This window comes from Nocardioides sp. TRM66260-LWL (assembly GCF_020075545.1).
Lineage (GTDB): Bacteria > Actinomycetota > Actinomycetes > Propionibacteriales > Nocardioidaceae > Nocardioides.
The window spans coordinates 1-19,131 of the sequence record NZ_JAIQZK010000003.1 but is presented as its reverse complement, the minus strand read 5'-3'; the positions used below and the strand labels follow the sequence as shown (position 1 = coordinate 19,131).

Here is a 19,131-nt window from a genome sequence, read left to right as displayed (position 1 = left end):
CGGCGTCGCTCCCGACCCCGACCTCCCCAGGACCGACATGACCGACTCCCCCCGCGTCCGCCGGCGCACCCGGCCGGCGGGATCCCACCGCGCCGCGACCCGTCGCTCACCCGCCGGACGCGGCCTCGTCGCCGCGTCGGCGGTGCTCGTCCTCAGCGGCGTGGCCGGTGTGGCGTACGCGGCCGGCGCCTCGAGCAGCGAGCTGAGCCAGCCGCGTCGCACCGTCGCCACCGACAGCGGCGCGATCGTCGTCCGCTCGTGCGTGCTGCGCTGGCAGCGGAGCGCCGACGGGACGAAGGCCGAGCCGTACCTCTACACCAACCAGGCGCACCCCTGCCCGGGCCTCACCGGCGTGAGCACGAACGCCGACACCGGCGACGTCGTGATCACCGGCGACACCGCGTCCTTCGGACCGATCCTCTACGTCGCGGCCAGCCCGGACGAGACCTTCGCGCGCATGGGCATGATCGTCGGCGCCTCCGCCGGGAACACCCTCGTGCTGCGGCTCTCCCTCGCCGCCAAGGCCGTCCGGGGCGACGACCTGTCGCTCGCCCAGCCGAACGCGAACCTGTGGCTGCTCGTCGTCTCGTCGACCACGCCCGGCCCCACGCCGTCGACCGCCGGCGTCACGCCGACGCCGTCCCCGAGCGTCAGCACCGTGCCCTCCGCGACCCCGACGCCGACGCCCACCCCGGTGCCGTCCACGTCGCCGCGGCCGACCTCGCCGACCCCCACACCCGGTCCGACGCCAGGCCCGACGCCGAGCCCCAGCGCGAGCCCGTCCAAGCTCCTCGGCATCTTCTAGCGGACCCGGGCGAGCTCCGAGACGACGAAGACCGGCTGCGGCTGAGCTTCTCCCAGGTCAGGGCCGGTCTCGGTGGAGCCGCCTGTCGGAATCGAACCGGCGACCTCATCATGACGAGAGATTCGCGTGCCACGCTCCAGAGGCCCCTGATCAGGCCGACAAGCAGCCATCGTGCGTGTAGTGGAGGCTGGCGCCGTGACCAACCCTCGCGAGACGGCCGCCGGCGGCGACAGTCATGGACGCCCTGTTTCGGGGACGTAACGAGGTCTATCTTGTGCACATGGTCCCTCCCCGAGACCCTCGCCGGCGCCGCGGCGCCCTGACCGTCTTGATCACGTTCCTGTTGATTGCGAGCAGCTGGATCTTCGCCCCGCCGAGCCAAGCTCTGGACCCAGACATCCAGGAGGCCCCTCGCGAGGTGGTCGCTGGCGTCCCAGCGACCTACAGCGGCTTCTGCTACCCGGACACCGATCAGGGCGCTCTTTGGTACGTGGATGGCACGTTCGTCGCCTCCGGACCGCGGGTGCAGCTGACCTTCACCGAGGGCGGCCACACCGTGACGCTGACCGGCATCGACGAGTCCAGCGAAGAAAGCTGCTCCGCCGACATCACCGTGCAGGCACGTAAGGCCGACGCGCCGACGGTGTCGATCGCCAAGCCTGCGGCGATCACCGACGGGAACCCGGCCACGATCAAGGCGACTGCGACCACCCAGCTCAACGGCGTCACCTACCAGTGGAGCGTCAACGGCTTCGACGTCCGCGACGCGACCGCCGCGTCCCTGCGGGTTCTGCTGCGCCAGGGCCGCCACACCATCGGCGTCACCGTCACCCAGCCCGACGGACAGACCGCCACCGCCGAGCGCACGGTCGAGGTTCGCTACAGCAGCGAGATGCCGCAGCAGCCGGTCGACACCATCCAGGTCACCCCGTACTCGGCATCCACGCGAGCGACTCTCCCCAGCGCCGGCACCGTCCGCCTCTACCTTCACGACGCCAAGGGCACCCTGCTCGCCTCGAGCAAGTCCATGACCGTGCGCAAGTACGGCCGAGCTGCTGTGTCGTTGGACTTCACCAAGGCCGGCAAGTCGGTGTTCTCGCGGACCAATCCGCCGGGCCTGACCGTGCGAGTCGTCTTCGTGCCGACCGGCGGCCAGGCTGTGGTCCGAACCCACCCGGTCCGGGCGATCCGCGCGCTCTCCTGACCGCTGGACCGGATCCGACCCGAGCGACATCGGCTCGACGACCAGTCGGGGCTGTCTGGGCCTGCGACGGAAGAGACTTTCGGCCCGGGCCGTTGGTCCTGCAGGATGGGACAGGCGATGCCGCCATGGGGGCGGCGTCGTGGGGTCCGTCTTCACCAGCACCTGCGCAGGGGTCCTGAGCGGCGGAGACCTCGGCTGGCCGCGCGAAGGCTGGGGAGCCTGGCGCGGCCAGCCCCCTTGTCCCCGCAGCGCAGGCTCGCGGCTCGGGTACGCGGCTCCCTGCGTGGGGCCGGCGGGAACCGCGTCGGGTCCCGGGCGACCGGAAACCATGACGGTGACTACGGGAGCCCAGCGCTGGGGAGGCGTGCGCACGGTACCGGCGATCAGCGAACAGCCGGCGAGGTGGTCTAGTCGACCGGCTTGCGGACGCTGTTCGGTGCGCGAAGAGAGCGGCCCCGGTACGCGGCTCCTGCGAGCAAGGGGGAGGCAGGAGCCGCGCTCTCCGGGTCAGGCGGTGGGAGGCGGCCCGTGGGGTTCCACCGGAGCCTGCCTCGCGTGGGGAGGCAGTGCCCTGCACGCTACGCCCGTTCCCGAGCAGACGCTTGGTGGTCTGGACACCATGGCCGGAGCCTGCCTCGATGGGAGGCGATGAGGTGACCGCATCCGCGAGGCTTCGACGATGGCGATGCTTTGGTTTGGCCTGGCTGCTCAGATCGAGCACCGAGGACAGCCGGCGGTCGCGAGCGGCCAGGACCACTGCTGCCCTGAGCCATGAGCGCCTACGGACGTCGGTCGCGCACCTCAGCGATCAACGCTCTCGGACTGACCATCGTCGGGTCGATCGTGATCCGGGATCGACCGCGGCGCTGCAGATGCATGCGCCAGTTGCGCGCGCCGACACGACCGTCAGTCTCGATACGCAGATGTTCCGACGCGAGGTCAACGGTGCGATGCGAGCCGCGGGCGACCACATGCAGGACGTCGCCCTCTATCCACAGCCTGCTTCGCCCGAGCCAGAGCTGAGTCCACAGAACCAGCGAAGCGACCGCGACGATCATGGTCGCGATGGGGCCCGCCTTGAGCATGTCGTCGGTCACCGCGTAGTAGGTGAAGGTGCTGAATCCGAGGAGCGCGCTCAGCAGCAACAGGGCCCGGACCGGGTCGAACGGGCGACGCAGCTTCGTCACCTCACCGAACGCTCCTGTCCCACGACGAGACCTCTCGAACGAGGTCGTGGAGGAGCCCCGTCCGATACCACTCGTCGCACTCCAGTCCTCTGACGACCCGAAGGCATCGAAGGTGAGATCGGGCGCCAAGCCTGGGCGCGTGTTCCCGACGAGGAGCGACTCGGCCTCGTCGCGGCTGGGAGCAGCCGTCGCCGACAGCGACGGTCTGTGATGACCCCGAACCGACTCTGTAGGCGTATGGCTCGCGTCGGGGGCGGCGGGGTGATCCGCGGCTGGCGGATCCGCCGGCGCAGCCTCGGTCCCGCTCGCGAGGCGCGTGTCAACCGGATCCGCTGGCAGGGGGCGTGCTCCGAGAACGCCTTGAGCGAGAGCGGCCCTGGTCTCCTCGAGCGCAAGTGCCAGTCGAGTGGCACGGAGCTCGGACTCGGCTCGCTCTCGCGCGGCCTTCTCTGCGATGTCGACGTGGTGACCGATCAGACTTTCGGCTTCGAGACGATCCTCGGCGAGACGGGCGGCTGTCTCCTCGGCGGCCAATCGCGCTTCGAGTGCGGCTGCGACGGCATCCGCCGCATCCAAGGCACGCTGCTCTGCTTCGATCCGGACGCGACCCGCCTCGGCTACCTCCAGGAGCAGCGCCTCGCGCTCGGTGTCGCGGTCGACCGCGGAGCGTTCTCGGGCTTCCGCTGCCGCCCATGCTGCGGCCGCTCGCTCCTCTGCCTCCGAGATGGCCTCGAGCACGCGCTGGGCCTGCTCGTGGAGCACCTCGAGCGCAGCCTCGGCTCCTCGGCGCGCTTCTAGGGCGGCGCTCACTGCAGCCTTGATCACGAGTTCGTCGGTCTCGGATCTCGGGGGGTTCAGATCATCGCCGGCGACGGGGCTCGGTCCGGCCTCCTGCGACGGCGGCTCTGGAGGTTCGGACAGCGGCCGGATCGCGTCCTCTGCAACAGTGGCTGCCTGAGGCAGCGCGGTGTCATCGGCACCAGAGGGCGACGCGGTTGCCTCGGCCTCGATCTCGGAGCGCATCGACACGAGCATTGCGTTGCGGCGCGACGCGTCGTTGCGGTCGTCCGACTGCCGCGCGGCTCGAGCATCTGCTTGCCGTAGCGCCTCGAGAGCGGAGCGAAGATCCTGGCTGACTTCTCGGTCGACCTCCGAGGCTTCCGGGACGTCAGGGGCGCGCTTCTGCTCCGAGCGTCCGGGCGGCGCCAAGGTGGCGGAGCGGATCAGGTCAGCGGGGCCATCCGTGCGGCGGTCCGAGGAAGCAGCCGGGTTGCCAGCGACCGAGCGCCGTGGTTCGACGCCACCAGCCGCCCGCCCCTGGCGAGCGCTGGAGAGCCCATCGGCGAAGCTGCGGCGTCGCTCTCGTGCGACGTCTCTCAGCGATCGCTGGATGGACTGACTCGGCGTGAGCCGGCCAGCCGCATGGGAGCGGTCGTCACTCGGCTCGCGGGGGGTGGAGGCGTCCTCGGGGGGGACCGGGCGAGGCATTGCGTCGTGCGCTCCTCTTCTGTCATGCCAGAGCTCGATGCTCGAGGCGCGACCTCCTAGTGTGCGTCGCACCCCTCACTAAGACAACGTTGTCTAGCCCACCCTCGGCCGAGTCGGGGTTTCGCCCCCGGCGCGAGCGCGACGATGCACGATGACTCGGCTGCGCTGACCCAGGGGGGACAGCGCGCTCGTCGCGGCGGCAGCTGGGCGCACAGCTGCCGCCGCCTCAATGGGGCTGGCCGCGCGACCTGGGGAGGCCGGCGCGGCCAGCCCTCCTGGCATCAGGCGGACCTGCGAGCGCAGGCGCCGCCTGCTGCGACTCCGTCAAGCCCGAAGAGAAGCGCGGCTCCCGGGGTCCTGGGGGTCGGCGGGAGCCGCGCTCCGCGGGTCAGCGTCAGCCAGCAAGGCGCTCCGACCCGCACAGAGGCGGCGTGCTCGGGGATTGCCGCCTCGTGCCGCTGTTCGCGGTAGCCCGATTGCTGGATTGGGTGACATGTCACCTGTCTAGACAACGTTGTCCGTAGGTAGTTCAAAGGTCAACCTTTCAAGGCCGGTTCGGCCATACCCCCACTGGCATGACCACCTCCCCGAAGGACCCCGACCCACATGCTTGACGACCTGCTCAACCCCTACCTCGACCCCACCCACGTCACGGAGGACGCCGCCGACCGCCGCCCGACGCTCGCCGACGTCCGGCCCATCGCCCCCGGCTTCGTGCCTGATCCCAAGCACCCCGGCGCATTGCGCTGGTGGGACGGCACCAAGCACAGTGAGTGGCTGTTCGAGGTCCACACCCCGAGCCGCTGGGAGCAGCGCATCGTCCTCGGAGTCACCGCACTCGTCGCCAGCGCGATCCTGATCGGAGCCGGCGACCTCGCCTACCAGCTGCTGCACCGCTGAGCAGCCGATACCTGGCACCGTCGGCCGGTCAGGTGGCCGTCGCCTCCAGCGGCGGGGCCATTTCACGATCGGCTGGACCGTGCCCTTCGTCTCCGCCACGAGGTCGTCTACACCTGGGTGCCGCGCTCGGTGGTGTCGACGACGATGACGCCCTCAGGGGCTCATTCAGCGGCGTCCGCGGCGGGTCTGGCGGGTCCAGCGGGTCCAGCGGGTCCAGCGGGTCCGCGGTCTAGCTTGCCTCAGGATGACTCGGAGAGGGCGCGCTGCGGGCCCGAGGACTACGTCGCAGCGTTGGAAGACCGATCCGGCGCCGCGGTCGAGTCGTGGGCAAGCCGTGGGTGCGCGCTTCCCTCGGGGCGGAGCCGCGATCCAGGCAGCAATTGGTTGGGGGTCGGTTGACCACCGAGAGCCGACTGTCGACCGCCGAGAGGTTGCCCCGGAACGGAGATGATCGGCTCCGGCCTGGGCTTCTCCCAGGTCAGGGCCGGTCTCGGTGGAGCCGCCCTCGCCCGACGCGCCACGAGCGAGAGCGCCCGGAACCTTGCGGCTGGTCGCTACCGACCCTGGGGAGGAGACGTGGCGGCCAGCCGTGGGGAGGCAGTGCCTTGACGCTACCCGCGTTCCCGAGCAGGCGCTTGGTGGTCTGGACGCCATGGCTAGCCACACCTCGCCAGATGATGCAGGAGGAGCATCTCGGCTCATGCCGCGGATCACGCTCATCGTCGAGCCCGACGACGACTCCGGCCGCTGGTGGCTCTGCAACGTCGCCGGCCCCACCCCGATCGACCTGCAGGCCCACGCCGCCGAGACCCAGGCGGAGGGGCAGGCGTGGTGCGTGGAGCGGGCGGTTGCGATGGCGGCCGGGCGGCCGGTGGTCGGGGGTGGCGGCCCGATGAACGGTTCAGCGCGGTGGTCGCCGACATGTCGATCCGATCCGAGCAGGGGTGCGCGGCTCCCTAGGTCTGCGTCTCCTGGGAGCCGCGCACGTGCGCGCCAGAGACCCCGTCAGTCCACCGGACGCGCGACTGGGGAAGGCCCGGGTCCGCGGTGTGCTGCCTGCCCGGCCCGGCCGCGCAGGTGCCTCCACGACCGAGCCAGTGCGCGAAATTCGGCGTCGCGGGGGCAGCGGATTGCTGGTCTAGCGACCCGGGCTAGACGGGACCGTGGGGACCGCCAACGACCGCGTGGCAACGTTGTCTAGACACCGTTGGGATCCGGCATCGGTTGCCCTACGGTCTGCTCGCTCCCCAGAGGAAGGCAGACCACGATGAGGCGATCACAGGCCAGGGCCGCAGCAGTTCTGACCACCGCGATCCTCGCCCTGACCTCGGCAGCGAGCGCTGCGACCGACAACACGTGGTCCCCCAAGGACCCCAAGAACGACTTCGTCTACACCGGCAGCAAGGCCGACCAGAAGGCGAACGAGAAGAAGTACGGAGCGGCCCTCGCCAAGGCGGACGTCACAGCCCGCTTCCGCTACAACTCTGCGCGCCACGAGTTCGTCTCAGACATCAGGCTTCCGAAGGGATTCAAGCAGCCGAAGGACGCCGGCTTCTTCGAAGTTCTCGTCCTCTTCCACAGGCCCGACGGCAAGAAGTCGAAGATAGAGATCGTGCCTTCTCAGGAGTTCGCGATCACGAGTCTCAAGTGCCGGCCGGACATCGGTCGGGGTGAGATCGAGCGGCTGCCAAGCACCGAGACGAGCACCGGACTCCGCGTCACCTTTCCGCGGGATTGTCTTGTGCGTCCGGACCAAACCGTGAGGGTGAACGTCACGGCCAAGTCGGTCTTGTTCCACCCACGGAAGGCGGACTACCCGGTGGCCTACGACGACTTCGGCCGAGGATCCGACGGCTCCGCCTCGTTCTTGCTGGATTGAGGCAGACGGTCGACAGACGCACACAGCGCCCCCGCCACCCTTGTCAGGTGGCGGGTGCGCTGTGTCAGCGGGGCGGATCAGTCGGTGCGCTCGGCGGTCGGGGGCTGCGGGTGCCGAACGGGCGGTCTGTTCGGGACGGCGTAGACGCCGACGCCGGCCGCGACTGCCGCAGCCGCGATCGTGAGGACGTCCGCGACCGTGAGCCGGCCGTCGACGAGCGTCGCGGGGGTGGTGAGCGCGGCGACGAGGGCGGCGGCGATCGCCCTGCGGTACGGCGCGAGCGTCTCGAGCAGGCCGGTCATCGGCGGGCCACCAGGGCGCGCTGTGCGGTGTTCGCGGCGAGGAGCCGCCGGCCGCGCTTCGACTTCGCCCACCGGCGCACGAGCCGGTCGACGGGCTCGTTGGCCTTCACGAGCTCGAGGTGCATCTCGTCGGGCCGGTTCGCGTAGAACGCTCCGGCGCGGACGACGCCGCCGCAGGTGAGCATCCGCCACCACAGCTTCTCCGTCGCAGCGTTGGTAGACCGATCCGGTGCCGTAGTCACGTCGTGAGCGAGCCATGGCGTGCGCCTCGTGGTGCCAAGCAGCAATCTAGGCAGCAGTTGGTTGGGTGGCAGTTGACCACTGAGCGCCGACAGTTGACCGCCGAGAGGTTGCTCCGGAACGCACAAGACCGACTCTGACCTGGTCATTCTCCCAGGTCAGAGCCGGTCTCGGTGGAGCCGCCTGTCGGAATCGAACCGACGACCTAATCATTACGAGTGATTCGCTCTACCGACTGAGCTAAGGCGGCGTGCCAGCCCGGCATGCACCGGACGGACGCGGAGGAGTGTAGCCAGGGCGTCCGCGCCGGACGAAAACGCGGGCGGGTCACCACCGGGCGGCGGCGAGCAGCAGGCCCGCGTCGATCGTCCAGCGTCCGGTGACGGTGGCGCCGTCGGGCAGCACGGCGACGAAGCCGGCGTCGTCGGCCGCGGTGACGGCGACCTCGAGCGGGTCGAGGTGCCGGGTCGCACGGTCGGGCGCCCAGGCCTTGTACGCGGCCTCCTTGGCGCAGAACAGCAGCCGGTCCGGGCCGAGGAGATCGGCGACGAGCCGCTGCTCCGCCTCCGACAGGACGACCGGGACGACGTCAGGCGGCAGCGGCTCGTCCGGCTCGACGTCGACGCCCACGCCCCGCAGGCCCGGCCGCGACCGGGCGACGGCGGCCACCACCAGCCGGTCCGTGTGGGCGAGGCTGCCCACGACGCCCGGGGGCCACGACGGAGCGCCGAGCGGCCCCGGCAGCAGGGCGTGGGCGGGGGCGTCCTCGACGCCCAGGGCGGCGAGCGCCTCACGGGCCAGCCGGCGCGCGGTGGCGGCCTCACGCCGGCGCCGCGGGACGGCGCGGGCGAGCCATGCCTCCTCCGCCGGCAGCAGGCGGCGCTCGTCGTCGGCGTCGAGCGGACCGCGCTGCTCGCGCACGACGACGTCCGAGGGCAGCAGGGGCCCGAGCAGCGATGCCGCCGGCGTCAGCAGCGCTTCCCGTCCTTCGGCACGGTGCCGTCGATCAGGTACGCCTCGACGGTGGAGTCGACGCACGCGTTGCCGGCGTTGTAGCCGGTGTGGCCGTCGCCGTCGCGGGTGAGCAGGACGCCGGACTCGAGCTGGCGGGCCAGCGACACCGCCCACGCGTACGGCGTGGCCGGATCGCGGGTGGTGCCGACCACCAGGATCGGCGCGGCGCCCTTCGCCGTGATCGAGTCGTCGCGCTCGGTGGCCTTCGTCTGCACGCCGCGGCACGACAGCAGGCTCCAGGCGAAGATCCGACCGAGCGTCGGCGAGGCCTGCTCGAACCGCGGGGTCAGCGCGCGGATCTGGGCGGGGTCGTAGGAGCGCGGGTCGTCGAGGCAGTTGATCGCCAGGATCGCCTCGGCGGAGTTGTCGGCGTAGGTGCCGTCGGGGTTGCGCGAGGAGTAGACGTCGGCGAGCCGCTGCAGGGCCCGTCCGTCGCCGGTGACGGCGAGCGCGAGCGACTGCGTGAGCAGCGGCCAGTAGTCGCGGTTGTACAGCGGGGTGATCAGGCCGAGGAACGCGAGCCCCTCGGTGACCGGACGGTCGGAGTCGGAGGTGAGGGGCTTGGCGTCGGCGTCGAGGATCAGCGTGCGGATGCGCGCGAGCCCCTCGGGCACGGTGCGCCCGATCGGGCAGGTCGCGCTCTTCACGCAGTCGGCCACGTACGCCCGCAGGGCGGTCTCGAAGCCGCCGGCCTGGCCGAGACCGAGCTCGAGCGGGCCGAGCGAGACGTCGACGGCGCCGTCGAGGACGAGCCGCCCGACGCGGGTCGGGAAGAGGTCGGCGTAGGTGGCGCCGAGCTTGGTGCCGTAGGACGCGCCGAAGTAGGTGAGCCGGGACTCCCCCAGCGCCGAGCGGAGGACGTCGACGTCGCGGGCGGTCTCGACGGTGGTGACGTGCCGGACCAGCGCGTCGGAGCGCTGCAGGCAGCCGGTGAAGAAGTGCCGGTAGGAGCGGACGGCGGCCGTCGCCTCCTGCGCGGTGTCGGGGTCGGGATCGGCGCTGAGGAACGCGTCGAGCTGCCGGTCGTCGAGGCAGTCGACGGGATCGGACGCGCCGGTGCCGCGCGGGTCGAACCCGACGATGTCGTAGCGCTGGCGCAGGTCGGGGCGGAAGGCGAGGTCGGCGGTGGCGGCGTAGCCCGTGCCGGGGGCGCCCGGGCCGCCCGGGTTGACGACCAGCGAGCCTATGCGCCGCGCGGGGTCGGAGGCCGGCACCCGCAGGACGGCGATGCGCGTCGTCGCGCCCGCCGGACGGCGGTAGTCGACCGGCACCGTGAGCTCGGCGCACTCCTGGTCGGAGCCCTCCTGGGCGCCGAAGCGACCGTCGCACGGTGCCCACGCGAGCGTCTGCCCGTAGAACCGCTTGAGCGCCGCGGACGGCGGCGTGCCCGACCCCGGCTGCGGGCGGGTGGTCGGCGCGATCGCGCGCTCGTCGCGCCCCGGGAGGTCCATGCCCGTGCCGGTGAACGCGGCGACCAGGCCGACGGCGGCGCCTCCCACGACCAGCGCGGCGACGACGACGAGGGCGATGATCCGCGTGCTGCGGCTCATCGGCGGGCTCCGGACGACTCGGGCAGCTGCATGGCGACCATCATCGACTCCACCGCCAAGGCCGGCGGCACGTTGAACTCCAGCAGCTGCTCGCGGGCCTCGAAGATCGCGGTGATGCGGGCCAGCGCCCCTTCCGGGCCGAGCGCGTCGGCCAGGCCGGTCAGCTCGGAGCGGAGCTCCTCGTTGACCAGCGGCCCCGGCGCGCCCAGCGCGAGCGCGATGACGTCGCGGTAGACCGACACGAGGTCGGTGAGGCTGCGGTCGAGGACGTCGAGGACGCGTCGCTTCGCGCGGGTCTTCTGGGCCCGCTCGAGCGCCACGAGCGCCGGCGCGTACTCGCGCGGGCGCCGGCCCCGCTCGACCACGCCGTAGGCGGAGTCGAGATCGGCCTTCTCGCGGGCGTCGAGCTCGGTGGTGATCGCGTCGGCCTCCTCCTTGGCCTGCTCGACCAGGCGTCCCGCCTCGGCCATCGCGCGCCCGAGGCCGGTGAGCCGCCACGGCAGCCGGACGACCTCGTCGCGACGGCCGCGGGTGGCGGCGTCGCGGGCCAGCGCCCGGGCCCGGCCGATGTGGCCCTGGCTCGCGCGGGCGGCGTGGTCGGCGAGCGCCGGCTCGACGCCGTCGGCGCGCTGGAGGAACGCGGCGACGTCGGCGGTGCTCGGCGTGGAGAGCGTGACCAGCCGGCAGCGGGAGCGGATCGTGGGCAGGACGTCGTCGACGGTGGGCGCGCAGAGCATCCAGACGGTGCGCTCGGTGGGCTCCTCGATCGCCTTCAGCAGGGCGTTGCAGGCCTGGTCGGTGAGGCGGTCGGCGTCCTCGACGACGAGGATCTGCCAGCGCCGGCCGGCCGGCGAGAGGGCCGAGCGGCGGACGAGGTCGCGCACCTCGTCGACGCCGATCGAGAGCCGCTCGGTGCGCACGAGCGCGACGTCGGCGTGCGAGCCGGCGAGCACCGTGCGGCACTCGTGGCACACGCCGCACCCGGCGTCGGGGCACTGGAGGGCGGCGGCGAGCGCGACGGCGGCGTTGGAGCGACCCGAGCCGGGCGGGCCCGTGAACAGCCACGCGTGGCTCATGCCCTGCCCCCGCGCGGCCGCGGCCAGCGCCTCGACAGCCGGGCGCTGCCCGACCAGGCCGTCCCAGACGCTCACGCGGGCGCCACCGGCGGCAGCAGCGGCTCGACGCGCGCCCGCACGGCCGCGGCGATCTCCTCGACGCCGGCTCGGGCGTCGAGCACCAGGTAGTGCTCGGGGTCGGCGGCGGCCATCGCCAGGAACGCCTCGCGCACCCGCTGGTGGAACTCCAGCGACTCGCCCTCGATGCGGTCGCGCTCGGCGAAGCGCCCGAGGCCCGCGGCGGGCTCGAGGTCGAGCACGACGGTGAGGTGCGGCCGGAGGTCGCCGGTGGCCCAGCGCGCGACCCGCTCGACCTCGTCGACCGGCAGCGTCCGGCCGGCCCCCTGGTAGGCGAGCGTGGAGTCGACGTACCGGTCGGTGACCACGACCGCGCCGCGCGCCAGGGCGGGCAGGACGAGGGTCTCGACGTGCTCGGCCTTGTCGGCGGCGTAGAGGAGCACCTCGGTGCGGTCGGCCAAGGAGCCGGTGTCGGGGCTGAGCACGATCCGGCGGATCTCGGCGCCCACGGGGGTGTCGCCCGGCTCGCGGGTGAGCACGACCTCGCGGCCCGCGGCCTCGAGCCAGTCGCGCAGCAGCCGCGCCTGGGTGGACTTGCCCGCGCCCTCGCCGCCCTCGAGGCAGAGGAACAGACCGGTGGAGGCGTGGCGGGCGGTCACGTCGGTGACGCTACCGTCCGCCGCCGACGGTCCGGATCGCGCGGTGCCGCGCCGGGCTCCGTGACCGCCGTCACCAACGCCGCCGCGGGTCGTTGACGAGGTCATGCACTCCCCCCGACCCGTCGCGCGGCTGCTGATCGCCGCCGGCCTCCTCGCCGCCCCGCTCGCCACCGCCGCCCTGCCGAGCGCCGCCGACGCCGCGCCGGCCGTCACGACGGCCGGGACCCCGGCGTCCCCGGCGTCCCCGACCTCCGTGACGGCCCGCGCGTCGGCGGTGCGCGTCACCCCGCTGTGGTTCGACGTGACGGTCGGCTCCGCGGAGGACGGCGTGCGCCGGTGCACGATCGTCGCCGACCTCTACACCCCGCGCACCGCGAGCGCCTCGCGACGGGTGCCGGCCGTCCTCGCGACGAACGGGTTCGGCGGCTCCAAGGACGACCAGGCCGGCCTCGGCCGCTACCTGGCCGGCCGCGGCTACGCGGTGCTCTCCTACTCCGGCCTCGGCTTCGGCGGCTCGAGCTGCCCGATCTCGCTGGACTCTCCCGTCGCCGACGGGCGCGCCGCCCGGTTCCTCGTCTCCTACCTCGGCGGCCAGACCGGCCACGCGTTCCTCGACGCCGGCCTGACCCGGCGTGCACCGCGGCTCGACGTCGTGCGGCGCGACGCCCGCGACCACGCCGGACGCCGGGCCGCGTTCGACCCCCGCGTCGGCCTGATCGGCGGCTCCTACGGCGGCGGAAACCAGTTCGCCGTCGCCTCGATCGACCCGCGGGTCGACGCCCTGGTGCCGCTGATCACCTGGAACGACCTGAGCTACTCCCTCGCCCCGAACGACGTCGTCGCGAACGGCGACGAGCGCGCCACCGGCGTCACCACGCCGACGCACGGCGCCGCGAAGCTGCTCTGGGCCGGCGGCTTCTCCGCCCTCGGCGTCGCCAACGGCCTGCAGAACGCCCAGGACGACCAGCAGCGCCTCCTCGGCTGCCCGAACTTCGAGACCTGGGTCTGCCCGAGCCTGGTGAACGCCGCCACCACCGGCAGCCTCGACGACGCCACCTTCCGCAAGCTGCACTCGCGCTCGGTCGCGTCCTTCCTCCGGCGGATCACCGTGCCGACGCTGCTGATGCAGGGGCAGGGCGACACCCTCTTCAACCTCAACGAGGCGGACGCCACCTTCCGCGCGCTGCGCGCCCAGGGCACGCCGGTCAAGCTGGTCTGGAGCGACGGCGGCCACTCGAACCCCTACCCGACGGGCGAGATCGACCTCGACGCGCCCGACGCCCGCACCCAGTACCTCGTCGGCCGGGCCTACGCGTGGTTCGAGCGGTACCTGCGCGACCGTGAGGTGCCCACCGGCCCGACCTTCGCCTACTTCCGCGACTGGGTGCGCTACTCCGGCAACGCGAAGCCGGCCTACGCGACCTCCTCCGCCTACCCGGTGGCGGGCTCGCAGCGGCTCGTGCTCGACGGCTCCACGCTCACCGGCAGCCCGGCGGCGAGCCCGGCGTCCCAGATGCTCGTGACGCCGATCGCAGGCCTGCCGACCTCCTACGACACCCCCGACGTCGTCGGCGGGTCGTTCGCGGGCCTCCCGGCCCTGCCGACCTTCTCCGACACCGACGCCCCGGGCACCGCCGCCGCGTGGACGAGCGCCCCGCTGACGGCGCCCCTGACGGTGGTCGGCTCGCCGGTGGTCGACCTGCGGGCCGACGCCCCGACCCTGCCGGCGGGGCAGCCGCTCACGCTCTTCCTCAAGGTGCTCGACGTGGCGCCCGACGGCACCGCGAGCGTCGTGCGCGACCTCATCTCGCCGGCTCGCGTCGGCGACGCCACGAAGCCGTTCACCGTGCGCATGCCGGCCTTCGCCCACCGCTTCGAGCCGGGCCACGCCGTGCGCCTGGTGGTGGCCGGCGGCGCGATCTCGTTCCGCGGCGGCCTGCTGCCGGTGCCCGTGACGATCCCCGGCGGCGGCACCGTCACGCTGCCGACGCCCTGATCGCGATCGGACGCGACACGGCCCCGGACCTCGCGGTCCGGGGCCGTGCGGCGTTCAGGCCTCCTTCGCGGTCTTCCGCGCGGTGGCCTTCCTGGCGGCGGTCTTCGTGGCCGCCGACTTCTTCGCCGCCGACTTCGTGGCGGTGGTCTTCTTGGCCGCCGTCTTCTTCGCCGCGGTCTTGGCGGGAGCCTTCTTCGCGCCCTTCTTGGCGCCCTTGGCCGGGCCCCGCTCGCGCCGGTCGGCGAGCAGCTCGGCGGCGCGCTCGAGGGTGATCGACTCGACGGAGTCGTCCTTGCGCAGCGTCGCGTTGTACTCGCCGTCGGTGACGTACTCGCCGAAGCGGCCCGACTTCACCACGACCGGCTGACCCGACACGGGGTCGTTGCCGAGCTCCTTGAGCGGCGGCGCGGCCGCAGCCCGACCCCGCTGCTTGGGCTGGGCGTAGATGGCCAGCGCCTCGTCCAGGGTGACGGTGAAGAGCTGCTCCTCGCTCGTGAGCGAGCGGGAGTCGGTGCCCTTCTTCAGGTACGGGCCATAGCGGCCGTTCTGCGCGGTGATCTCCTCGCCGTCGGCGGTCGTGCCGACCACGCGCGGCAGGGAGAGCAGGCGCACCGCGTCGTCGAGGGTGAGCGACTCCAGCGTCATCGACTTGAACAGCGAGCCGGTGCGCGGCTTGACCGCGTTCTTGCCGGTCTTCGGCGCGTCCTCGGGCAGCAGCTCGGTGACGTAGGGGCCGTAGCGGCCGTTCTTCGCCACGATCTCCAGGCCGGTCTCGGGGTGCACGCCGAGCTGGATCTCCTCGCCCGCCGGGTTGGCCAGCAGCTCGGTGGCCTTCTCGACCGTCAGCTCGTCGGGCGGCAGGTCGTCGGGGACGTTCGCGCGCCGCGCGAAGGCCGTGCCCTCGTCGTCCGGGCCCTCGACGTAGGGGCCGTAGCGGCCCACGCGCAGGTGGATGCCGGAGTCGGGGCCGCCGACGGGGAAGGTCGCCAGCTCGCGGGCGTCGATGTCGCCCAGCTCGTCGACCAGCTTCTTCAGGCCCTCGACGTCGCCGGCGCCGTAGTAGAAGGTCGCCAGCTCGGCGTTGCGCTCGCGGCGGCCGGCCGCGATCTCGTCGAGCACGTCCTCCATCTCGGCGGTGAACTCGTAGGAGATCTGCCGTGGGAAGTGGTCCTCCAGCAGCCGCACGACCGAGAACGCCAGCCACGACGGCACCAGCGCGGTGCCCTTCTTGTAGACGTACCCGCGGTTGAGGATCGTGCCGATGATCGAGGCGTAGGTCGACGGGCGGCCGATCTCGCGGTCCTCGAGCTCCTTGATCAGCGTGGCCTCGGTGTAGCGCGAGGGCGGCTTGGTCTCGTGGCCGGACGCGCTCAGCGCGGTGGCAGTCAGGGCGTCGCCCTCGCCCAGCGCGGGCAGCCGGGTCTCGGCGTCGTCCTTCTCGGCGGCGTCGTCGGTGCCCTCGACGTAGGCCTTGAGGAACCCGTGGAAGGTGATGACGCGGCCGCTCGCCGAGAACACGGCGTCCTCGCCCGACGACGCCCGGCCGCCGAGGCGGATCGTGACGGTCTGGCCCGTCGCGTCCTTCATCTGCGAGGCCACGGTGCGCATCCAGATCAGCTCGTAGAGCCGGAACTGGTCGCCGGAGAGGCCGGTCTGCGCCGGGGTGCGGAAGGAGTCGCCGGCCGGGCGGATCGCCTCGTGCGCCTCCTGCGCGTTCTTGACCTTCGAGGCGTACACGCGCGGGGCGTCGGGCAGGTACTCCGCGCCGTACAGCTCGCGCACCTGCGCCCGCGCGGCGCCGACGGCGGCGTCCGAGAGCGTCGTGGAGTCGGTGCGCATGTAGGTGATGTAGCCGTTCTCGTACAGCCGCTGCGCCACCGACATCGTCACGCTCGCGCTCATGCCCAGCTTGCGACTGGCCTCCTGCTGAAGCGTCGTCGTGCGGAACGGCGCGTACGGCGAGCGGCGGTACGGCTTGGCCTCCACCGAGCGGACGTCGAAGCTCGCCTCCGCGAGCCCCTCGACGAGGTCCTCGGCGCGGATGCGGTCGAGATGGACGACGCTCGCGCCGTCCTTGAGCCGTCCGTCGGGCCCGAAGTCGGAGCCCCGCGCCACCCGGACGCCGTCGACGGAGTGCAGCTTGGCCGGAAAGCTGCGCTGGTCGTGCGCGGCGCCGGCGTCGAAGGTGCCCTCGAGGTCCCAGTAGGTGGCCTGGGTGAAGCGCATCCGCTCGCGCTCGCGGTCGACGACCAGGCGGGTCGCCACCGACTGCACGCGGCCCGCGGACAGGCCCGACATGACCTTCTTCCACAGCACCGGGGAGACCTCGTAGCCGTAGAGGCGGTCGAGGATGCGGCGCGCCTCCTGGGCCTCGACGAGGTCGTCGTTGATCGAGCGCGGGTTCTCGACCGCCGCGAGGATCGCCGGCTTGGTGATCTCGTGGAACACCATGCGGTGCACCGGGATGTCCTTCGGCTTCAGCTCGTCGAGCAGGTGCCAGGCGATCGCCTCGCCCTCGCGGTCCTCATCGGTGGCCAGGTAGAGCTCGTCGGCGTCCTTGAGCAGGCTCTTGAGCTTCGCGATGTGGCTCTTCTTGTCGCGCGGGACGACGTAGTAGGGCTCGAAGCCGTTCTCGACGTCGACCGCCAGCCGGCCCCACGGCTTGTCCTTGATCTTCGCCGGGGTGTCCGCGGCGCTCTGCGGCAGGTCGCGGATGTGGCCGATGGAGGACTCGACGACGTACCCCGCGCCGAGGTACCCGCCGATCGTGCGGGCCTTCGCCGGGGACTCGACGATCACCAACTTGTGTGCCACGAACTACCACTTCCGTCTGGATGCTGCCTGGGCTCTGCAGGGTGCTGCAGGGGTGGTGCGGGGGAGGGGGCGCTCCGAGGCCCACGGCGGCTCACGGTAGCGCGTGCCGCGGAAGAGGCCCGTCGGCCGTCTACCGGGGCCCGCCCGGGACGACGCTCGTGCGAGGGTCGCGCGGGGGCCGTGCGGGGCTCAGGCGAGGATGGCGAAGCCCTCGGCGACCAGCGCGCGGGCGGTGGCGAGGTGGTCCTCCCGGAGCGCGGCGGGATCCTCGTCGAGCAGGGTGGCGAGGGCGTCGAGGATCTGCCCGACGGTGAGCTCGCCGTCGCACGCCCCGGCCAGCGCCGCCTCGACGGTGTCGACCCGTCGGGCCCGGCGCAGCCCGCGCTGCTGCCGCAGGACGATGGCCGCCGGGTCCTCCGCCCCGGCCGCGCCCGAGGTCTCCTGGACGACGTCCTCGCGCAGCACCAGCCGGCTGGCAAGCGTGACCTCGGCCCGCTGCGCCTCGCCCCAGGCCGCGATCGCCGGCGCGATCGGCTGCTCGACGTCGAAGGGCCACTCCAGCAGCTCGCGGGCGCCGCGGCCGCCGGTGCGCAGGCTGATCCAGCCGAAGCCGATCGCCTCGACGCCCTGCTCCTCGAACCACGACAGCCACGTGTCGTAGCGGCGGGCGTACTCCCCGGCGTCCAGGCCGCCGGTGGAGGGGTGCTGGCCGGCGTCCTTGAGCCACAGCTCGACGTAGGCGGCGGTGTCGAGCACCTCGCGCTGCACGACGAGGGCGTCGCAGCCGGGGTCGAGCCAGCCGGCGAGCCGCTCGTCCCACGGCTGGCCGGCGAGGATCGACCAGTTGCCGAGCACCTGGCACCAGCCCCCCTCGGTGAGGTGCGCGGGCGCCGTCCGGACGATGTCCTCGACGACGCGGTCGCCCGGCAGCCCGGAGTCGCGGTAGACGAGCCGCTCGCCGGTGGCCGGCGAGATGACGAACGGCGGGTTCGTGGCGATCAGGTCGAACCGCTCCCCCTCGACCGGGACGAAGAACGAGCCGTCGCGCACCTCGACGCGCTCCTCCACGCCGTTGAGGGCGGCGTTGAAGCGGGCCAGCCGCAGGGCGCGGGCGTTGACGTCGGTGGCCACGACCCGCTCGGCGTGCGCGGCCAGGTGCAGCGCCTGCACGCCGCAGCCGGTGCCGAGGTCGAGCGCCGAGCCGACCTCGTGCCGCAGGGTCAGCTGCGCGAGCGAGGTGGACGCCGGGCTGATGCCGAGCACGTGGTCGGCGCCGACCCGCGTCGGCAGGCCGTCGAGGCCCGGCGTCAGGTCGCTGACCACCCACAGCCCGCGCCCGTCGGCGCCGTCGGTGGCGTAGGGGCGGATGTCGAGTCGGGCGGCGACCTCGCCGACGGTCTGCTCCAGGAACCCCTCGACCGCGAGCCGGTCGACCAGCCCGGGCAGCGCGGCCTCGGCGGCGCGGAGCGAGACCGGGCTCTGCAGCAGGAACAGCCGCACGAGCGTCGCGAGCGGCCCGTCGTCGCGGGTGCGGCGCAGGCCGGGCGTGGTCTCGTTGCGGCCCAGCGCCTCGTGCGCCTGCCCGCCCAGGAGCTCGGCGACGGCGTCGTAGGTGAAGTCGGCGGCCGCCAGGGCGTCGCGCAGACGGTGCGGCAGCTGCTGGCCCTCGCTCATGCCGGGGAGCCTAGCCACGGGGTCCGGCTCCCCGGTCGGACGCCCGCTGGCCCGAACGGGTCATCTGCGACGGCGATCGGCCACGAGGGCGTCGAGTCCCTCCCGCCCGTGAGCAGGGGTCCCTACGGTGGTGCTCGTCGCGGGGGGGGGGGGGGGGGCCCCCCCCCCCCCCCCCCCGGGCCCCCGGGGGGGACCCCCCCCCCCCCCCCCCCCGGGCCCCCCCCGCCCCCCCCCCAACCCCCCCCCCCCCCCCGCCCCCCCCGCCGCCCGGCCCCCCCCCCCCGGG

14 protein-coding genes and 1 tRNA gene are annotated in these 19,131 nt (G+C 73.0%); 5 read left to right on the top strand and 10 right to left on the bottom strand.

Annotation, left to right across the window (positions count from 1 at the left end; translation table 11 throughout):
* Positions 1-37: 37 nt before the first annotated feature.
* Positions 38-805, top strand: coding sequence for a hypothetical protein (locus tag K8Z61_RS09355; protein ID WP_224128817.1), 768 nt, complete (start codon positions 38-40; stop codon positions 803-805).
* Positions 806-1,040: 235 nt separating this feature from the next.
* Positions 1,041-2,009: a PKD domain-containing protein gene (locus tag K8Z61_RS09350; protein WP_224128814.1), complete on the top strand. Its 969-nt coding sequence runs from the start codon at positions 1,041-1,043 to the stop codon at positions 2,007-2,009.
* 779 nt (positions 2,010-2,788) lie between these two features.
* Here the strand turns inward: K8Z61_RS09350 and K8Z61_RS09345 are convergent.
* Positions 2,789-4,219, bottom strand: a complete 1,431-nt coding sequence (locus K8Z61_RS09345) for a hypothetical protein (RefSeq protein ID WP_224128812.1) — start codon at positions 4,217-4,219, stop codon at positions 2,789-2,791.
* A gap of 1,071 nt (positions 4,220-5,290) precedes the next feature.
* Here K8Z61_RS09345 and K8Z61_RS09340 point away from each other — a divergent pair.
* Both K8Z61_RS09340 and K8Z61_RS09335 read left to right on the top strand, forming a co-directional pair.
* Complete coding sequence (locus tag K8Z61_RS09340; protein ID WP_224128810.1) at positions 5,291-5,584, top strand: DUF2510 domain-containing protein; 294 nt, start codon at positions 5,291-5,293, stop codon at positions 5,582-5,584.
* 1,267 nt (positions 5,585-6,851) lie between these two features.
* A complete protein-coding gene (locus K8Z61_RS09335; protein WP_224128808.1) occupies positions 6,852-7,463 on the top strand; it encodes a hypothetical protein in 612 nt (203 codons plus the stop codon).
* Between the two features lie 77 nt (positions 7,464-7,540).
* Here the strand turns inward: K8Z61_RS09335 and K8Z61_RS09330 are convergent, their stop codons facing one another.
* The 7 genes from K8Z61_RS09330 to tmk form a co-directional block, all read right to left on the bottom strand.
* Positions 7,541-7,765, bottom strand: coding sequence for a hypothetical protein (locus K8Z61_RS09330; RefSeq protein ID WP_224128806.1), 225 nt, complete (start codon positions 7,763-7,765; stop codon positions 7,541-7,543).
* Positions 7,762-8,007 (bottom strand): hypothetical protein, encoded by a 246-nt coding sequence (locus K8Z61_RS09325; RefSeq protein WP_224128804.1) that lies wholly within the window; start codon positions 8,005-8,007, stop codon positions 7,762-7,764. Before K8Z61_RS09325 ends, K8Z61_RS09330 begins: the two co-directional genes overlap by 4 nt.
* Before the next feature lie 172 nt (positions 8,008-8,179).
* Positions 8,180-8,255 (bottom strand) — tRNA-Thr (locus tag K8Z61_RS09320).
* A 77-nt stretch (positions 8,256-8,332) separates the two neighbouring features.
* A complete protein-coding gene (locus tag K8Z61_RS09315; protein ID WP_224128802.1) occupies positions 8,333-8,926 on the bottom strand; it encodes a 4'-phosphopantetheinyl transferase superfamily protein in 594 nt (197 codons plus the stop codon).
* A 47-nt stretch (positions 8,927-8,973) separates the two neighbouring features.
* Entirely contained in the window at positions 8,974-10,569 is a 1,596-nt protein-coding gene (locus K8Z61_RS09310) for an alpha/beta hydrolase (RefSeq protein ID WP_224128800.1), read from the bottom strand.
* A complete protein-coding gene (locus K8Z61_RS09305; protein ID WP_224128798.1) occupies positions 10,566-11,720 on the bottom strand; it encodes a DNA polymerase III subunit delta' in 1,155 nt (384 codons plus the stop codon). The genes K8Z61_RS09310 and K8Z61_RS09305 overlap by 4 nt, the downstream gene beginning before the upstream one ends.
* Positions 11,717-12,361, bottom strand: a complete 645-nt coding sequence (tmk, locus tag K8Z61_RS09300) for a dTMP kinase (RefSeq protein WP_224128796.1) — start codon at positions 12,359-12,361, stop codon at positions 11,717-11,719. The genes K8Z61_RS09305 and tmk overlap by 4 nt, the downstream gene beginning before the upstream one ends.
* A 103-nt stretch (positions 12,362-12,464) precedes the next feature.
* Between tmk and K8Z61_RS09295 the strand changes: the two genes are divergently transcribed.
* A complete protein-coding gene (locus K8Z61_RS09295) occupies positions 12,465-14,357 on the top strand; it encodes an alpha/beta fold hydrolase (protein WP_224128794.1) in 1,893 nt (630 codons plus the stop codon).
* Between the two features lie 54 nt (positions 14,358-14,411).
* On the opposite strand, the gene topA is transcribed toward K8Z61_RS09295, so the two are convergent.
* Entirely contained in the window at positions 14,412-17,171 is a 2,760-nt protein-coding gene (gene topA / locus K8Z61_RS09290) for a type I DNA topoisomerase (protein ID WP_224128792.1), read from the bottom strand.
* A 189-nt stretch (positions 17,172-17,360) separates the two neighbouring features.
* Positions 17,361-18,845, bottom strand: coding sequence for a methyltransferase (locus K8Z61_RS09285; RefSeq protein WP_224128790.1), 1,485 nt, complete (start codon positions 18,843-18,845; stop codon positions 17,361-17,363).
* Positions 18,846-19,131 lie beyond the last annotated feature (286 nt).

Bases quoted from the DNA above. Each gene is read 5' to 3' on its own strand.
- K8Z61_RS09355 (WP_224128817.1), top strand. From the start codon at position 38: ATGACCGACTCCCCCCGCGTCCGCCGGCGCACCCGGCCGGCGGGATCC.
- K8Z61_RS09350 (WP_224128814.1), top strand. From the start codon at position 1,041: ATGGACGCCCTGTTTCGGGGACGTAACGAGGTCTATCTTGTGCACATG.
- K8Z61_RS09345 (WP_224128812.1), bottom strand. From the start codon at position 4,219: ATGCGCTCCGAGATCGAGGCCGAGGCAACCGCGTCGCCCTCTGGTGCC.
- K8Z61_RS09340 (WP_224128810.1), top strand. From the start codon at position 5,291: ATGCTTGACGACCTGCTCAACCCCTACCTCGACCCCACCCACGTCACG.
- K8Z61_RS09335 (WP_224128808.1), top strand. From the start codon at position 6,852: ATGAGGCGATCACAGGCCAGGGCCGCAGCAGTTCTGACCACCGCGATC.
- K8Z61_RS09330 (WP_224128806.1), bottom strand. From the start codon at position 7,765: ATGACCGGCCTGCTCGAGACGCTCGCGCCGTACCGCAGGGCGATCGCC.
- K8Z61_RS09310 (WP_224128800.1), bottom strand. From the start codon at position 10,569: ATGAGCCGCAGCACGCGGATCATCGCCCTCGTCGTCGTCGCCGCGCTG.
- K8Z61_RS09295 (WP_224128794.1), top strand. From the start codon at position 12,465: ATGCACTCCCCCCGACCCGTCGCGCGGCTGCTGATCGCCGCCGGCCTC.
- K8Z61_RS09285 (WP_224128790.1), bottom strand. From the start codon at position 18,845: ATGAGCGAGGGCCAGCAGCTGCCGCACCGTCTGCGCGACGCCCTGGCG.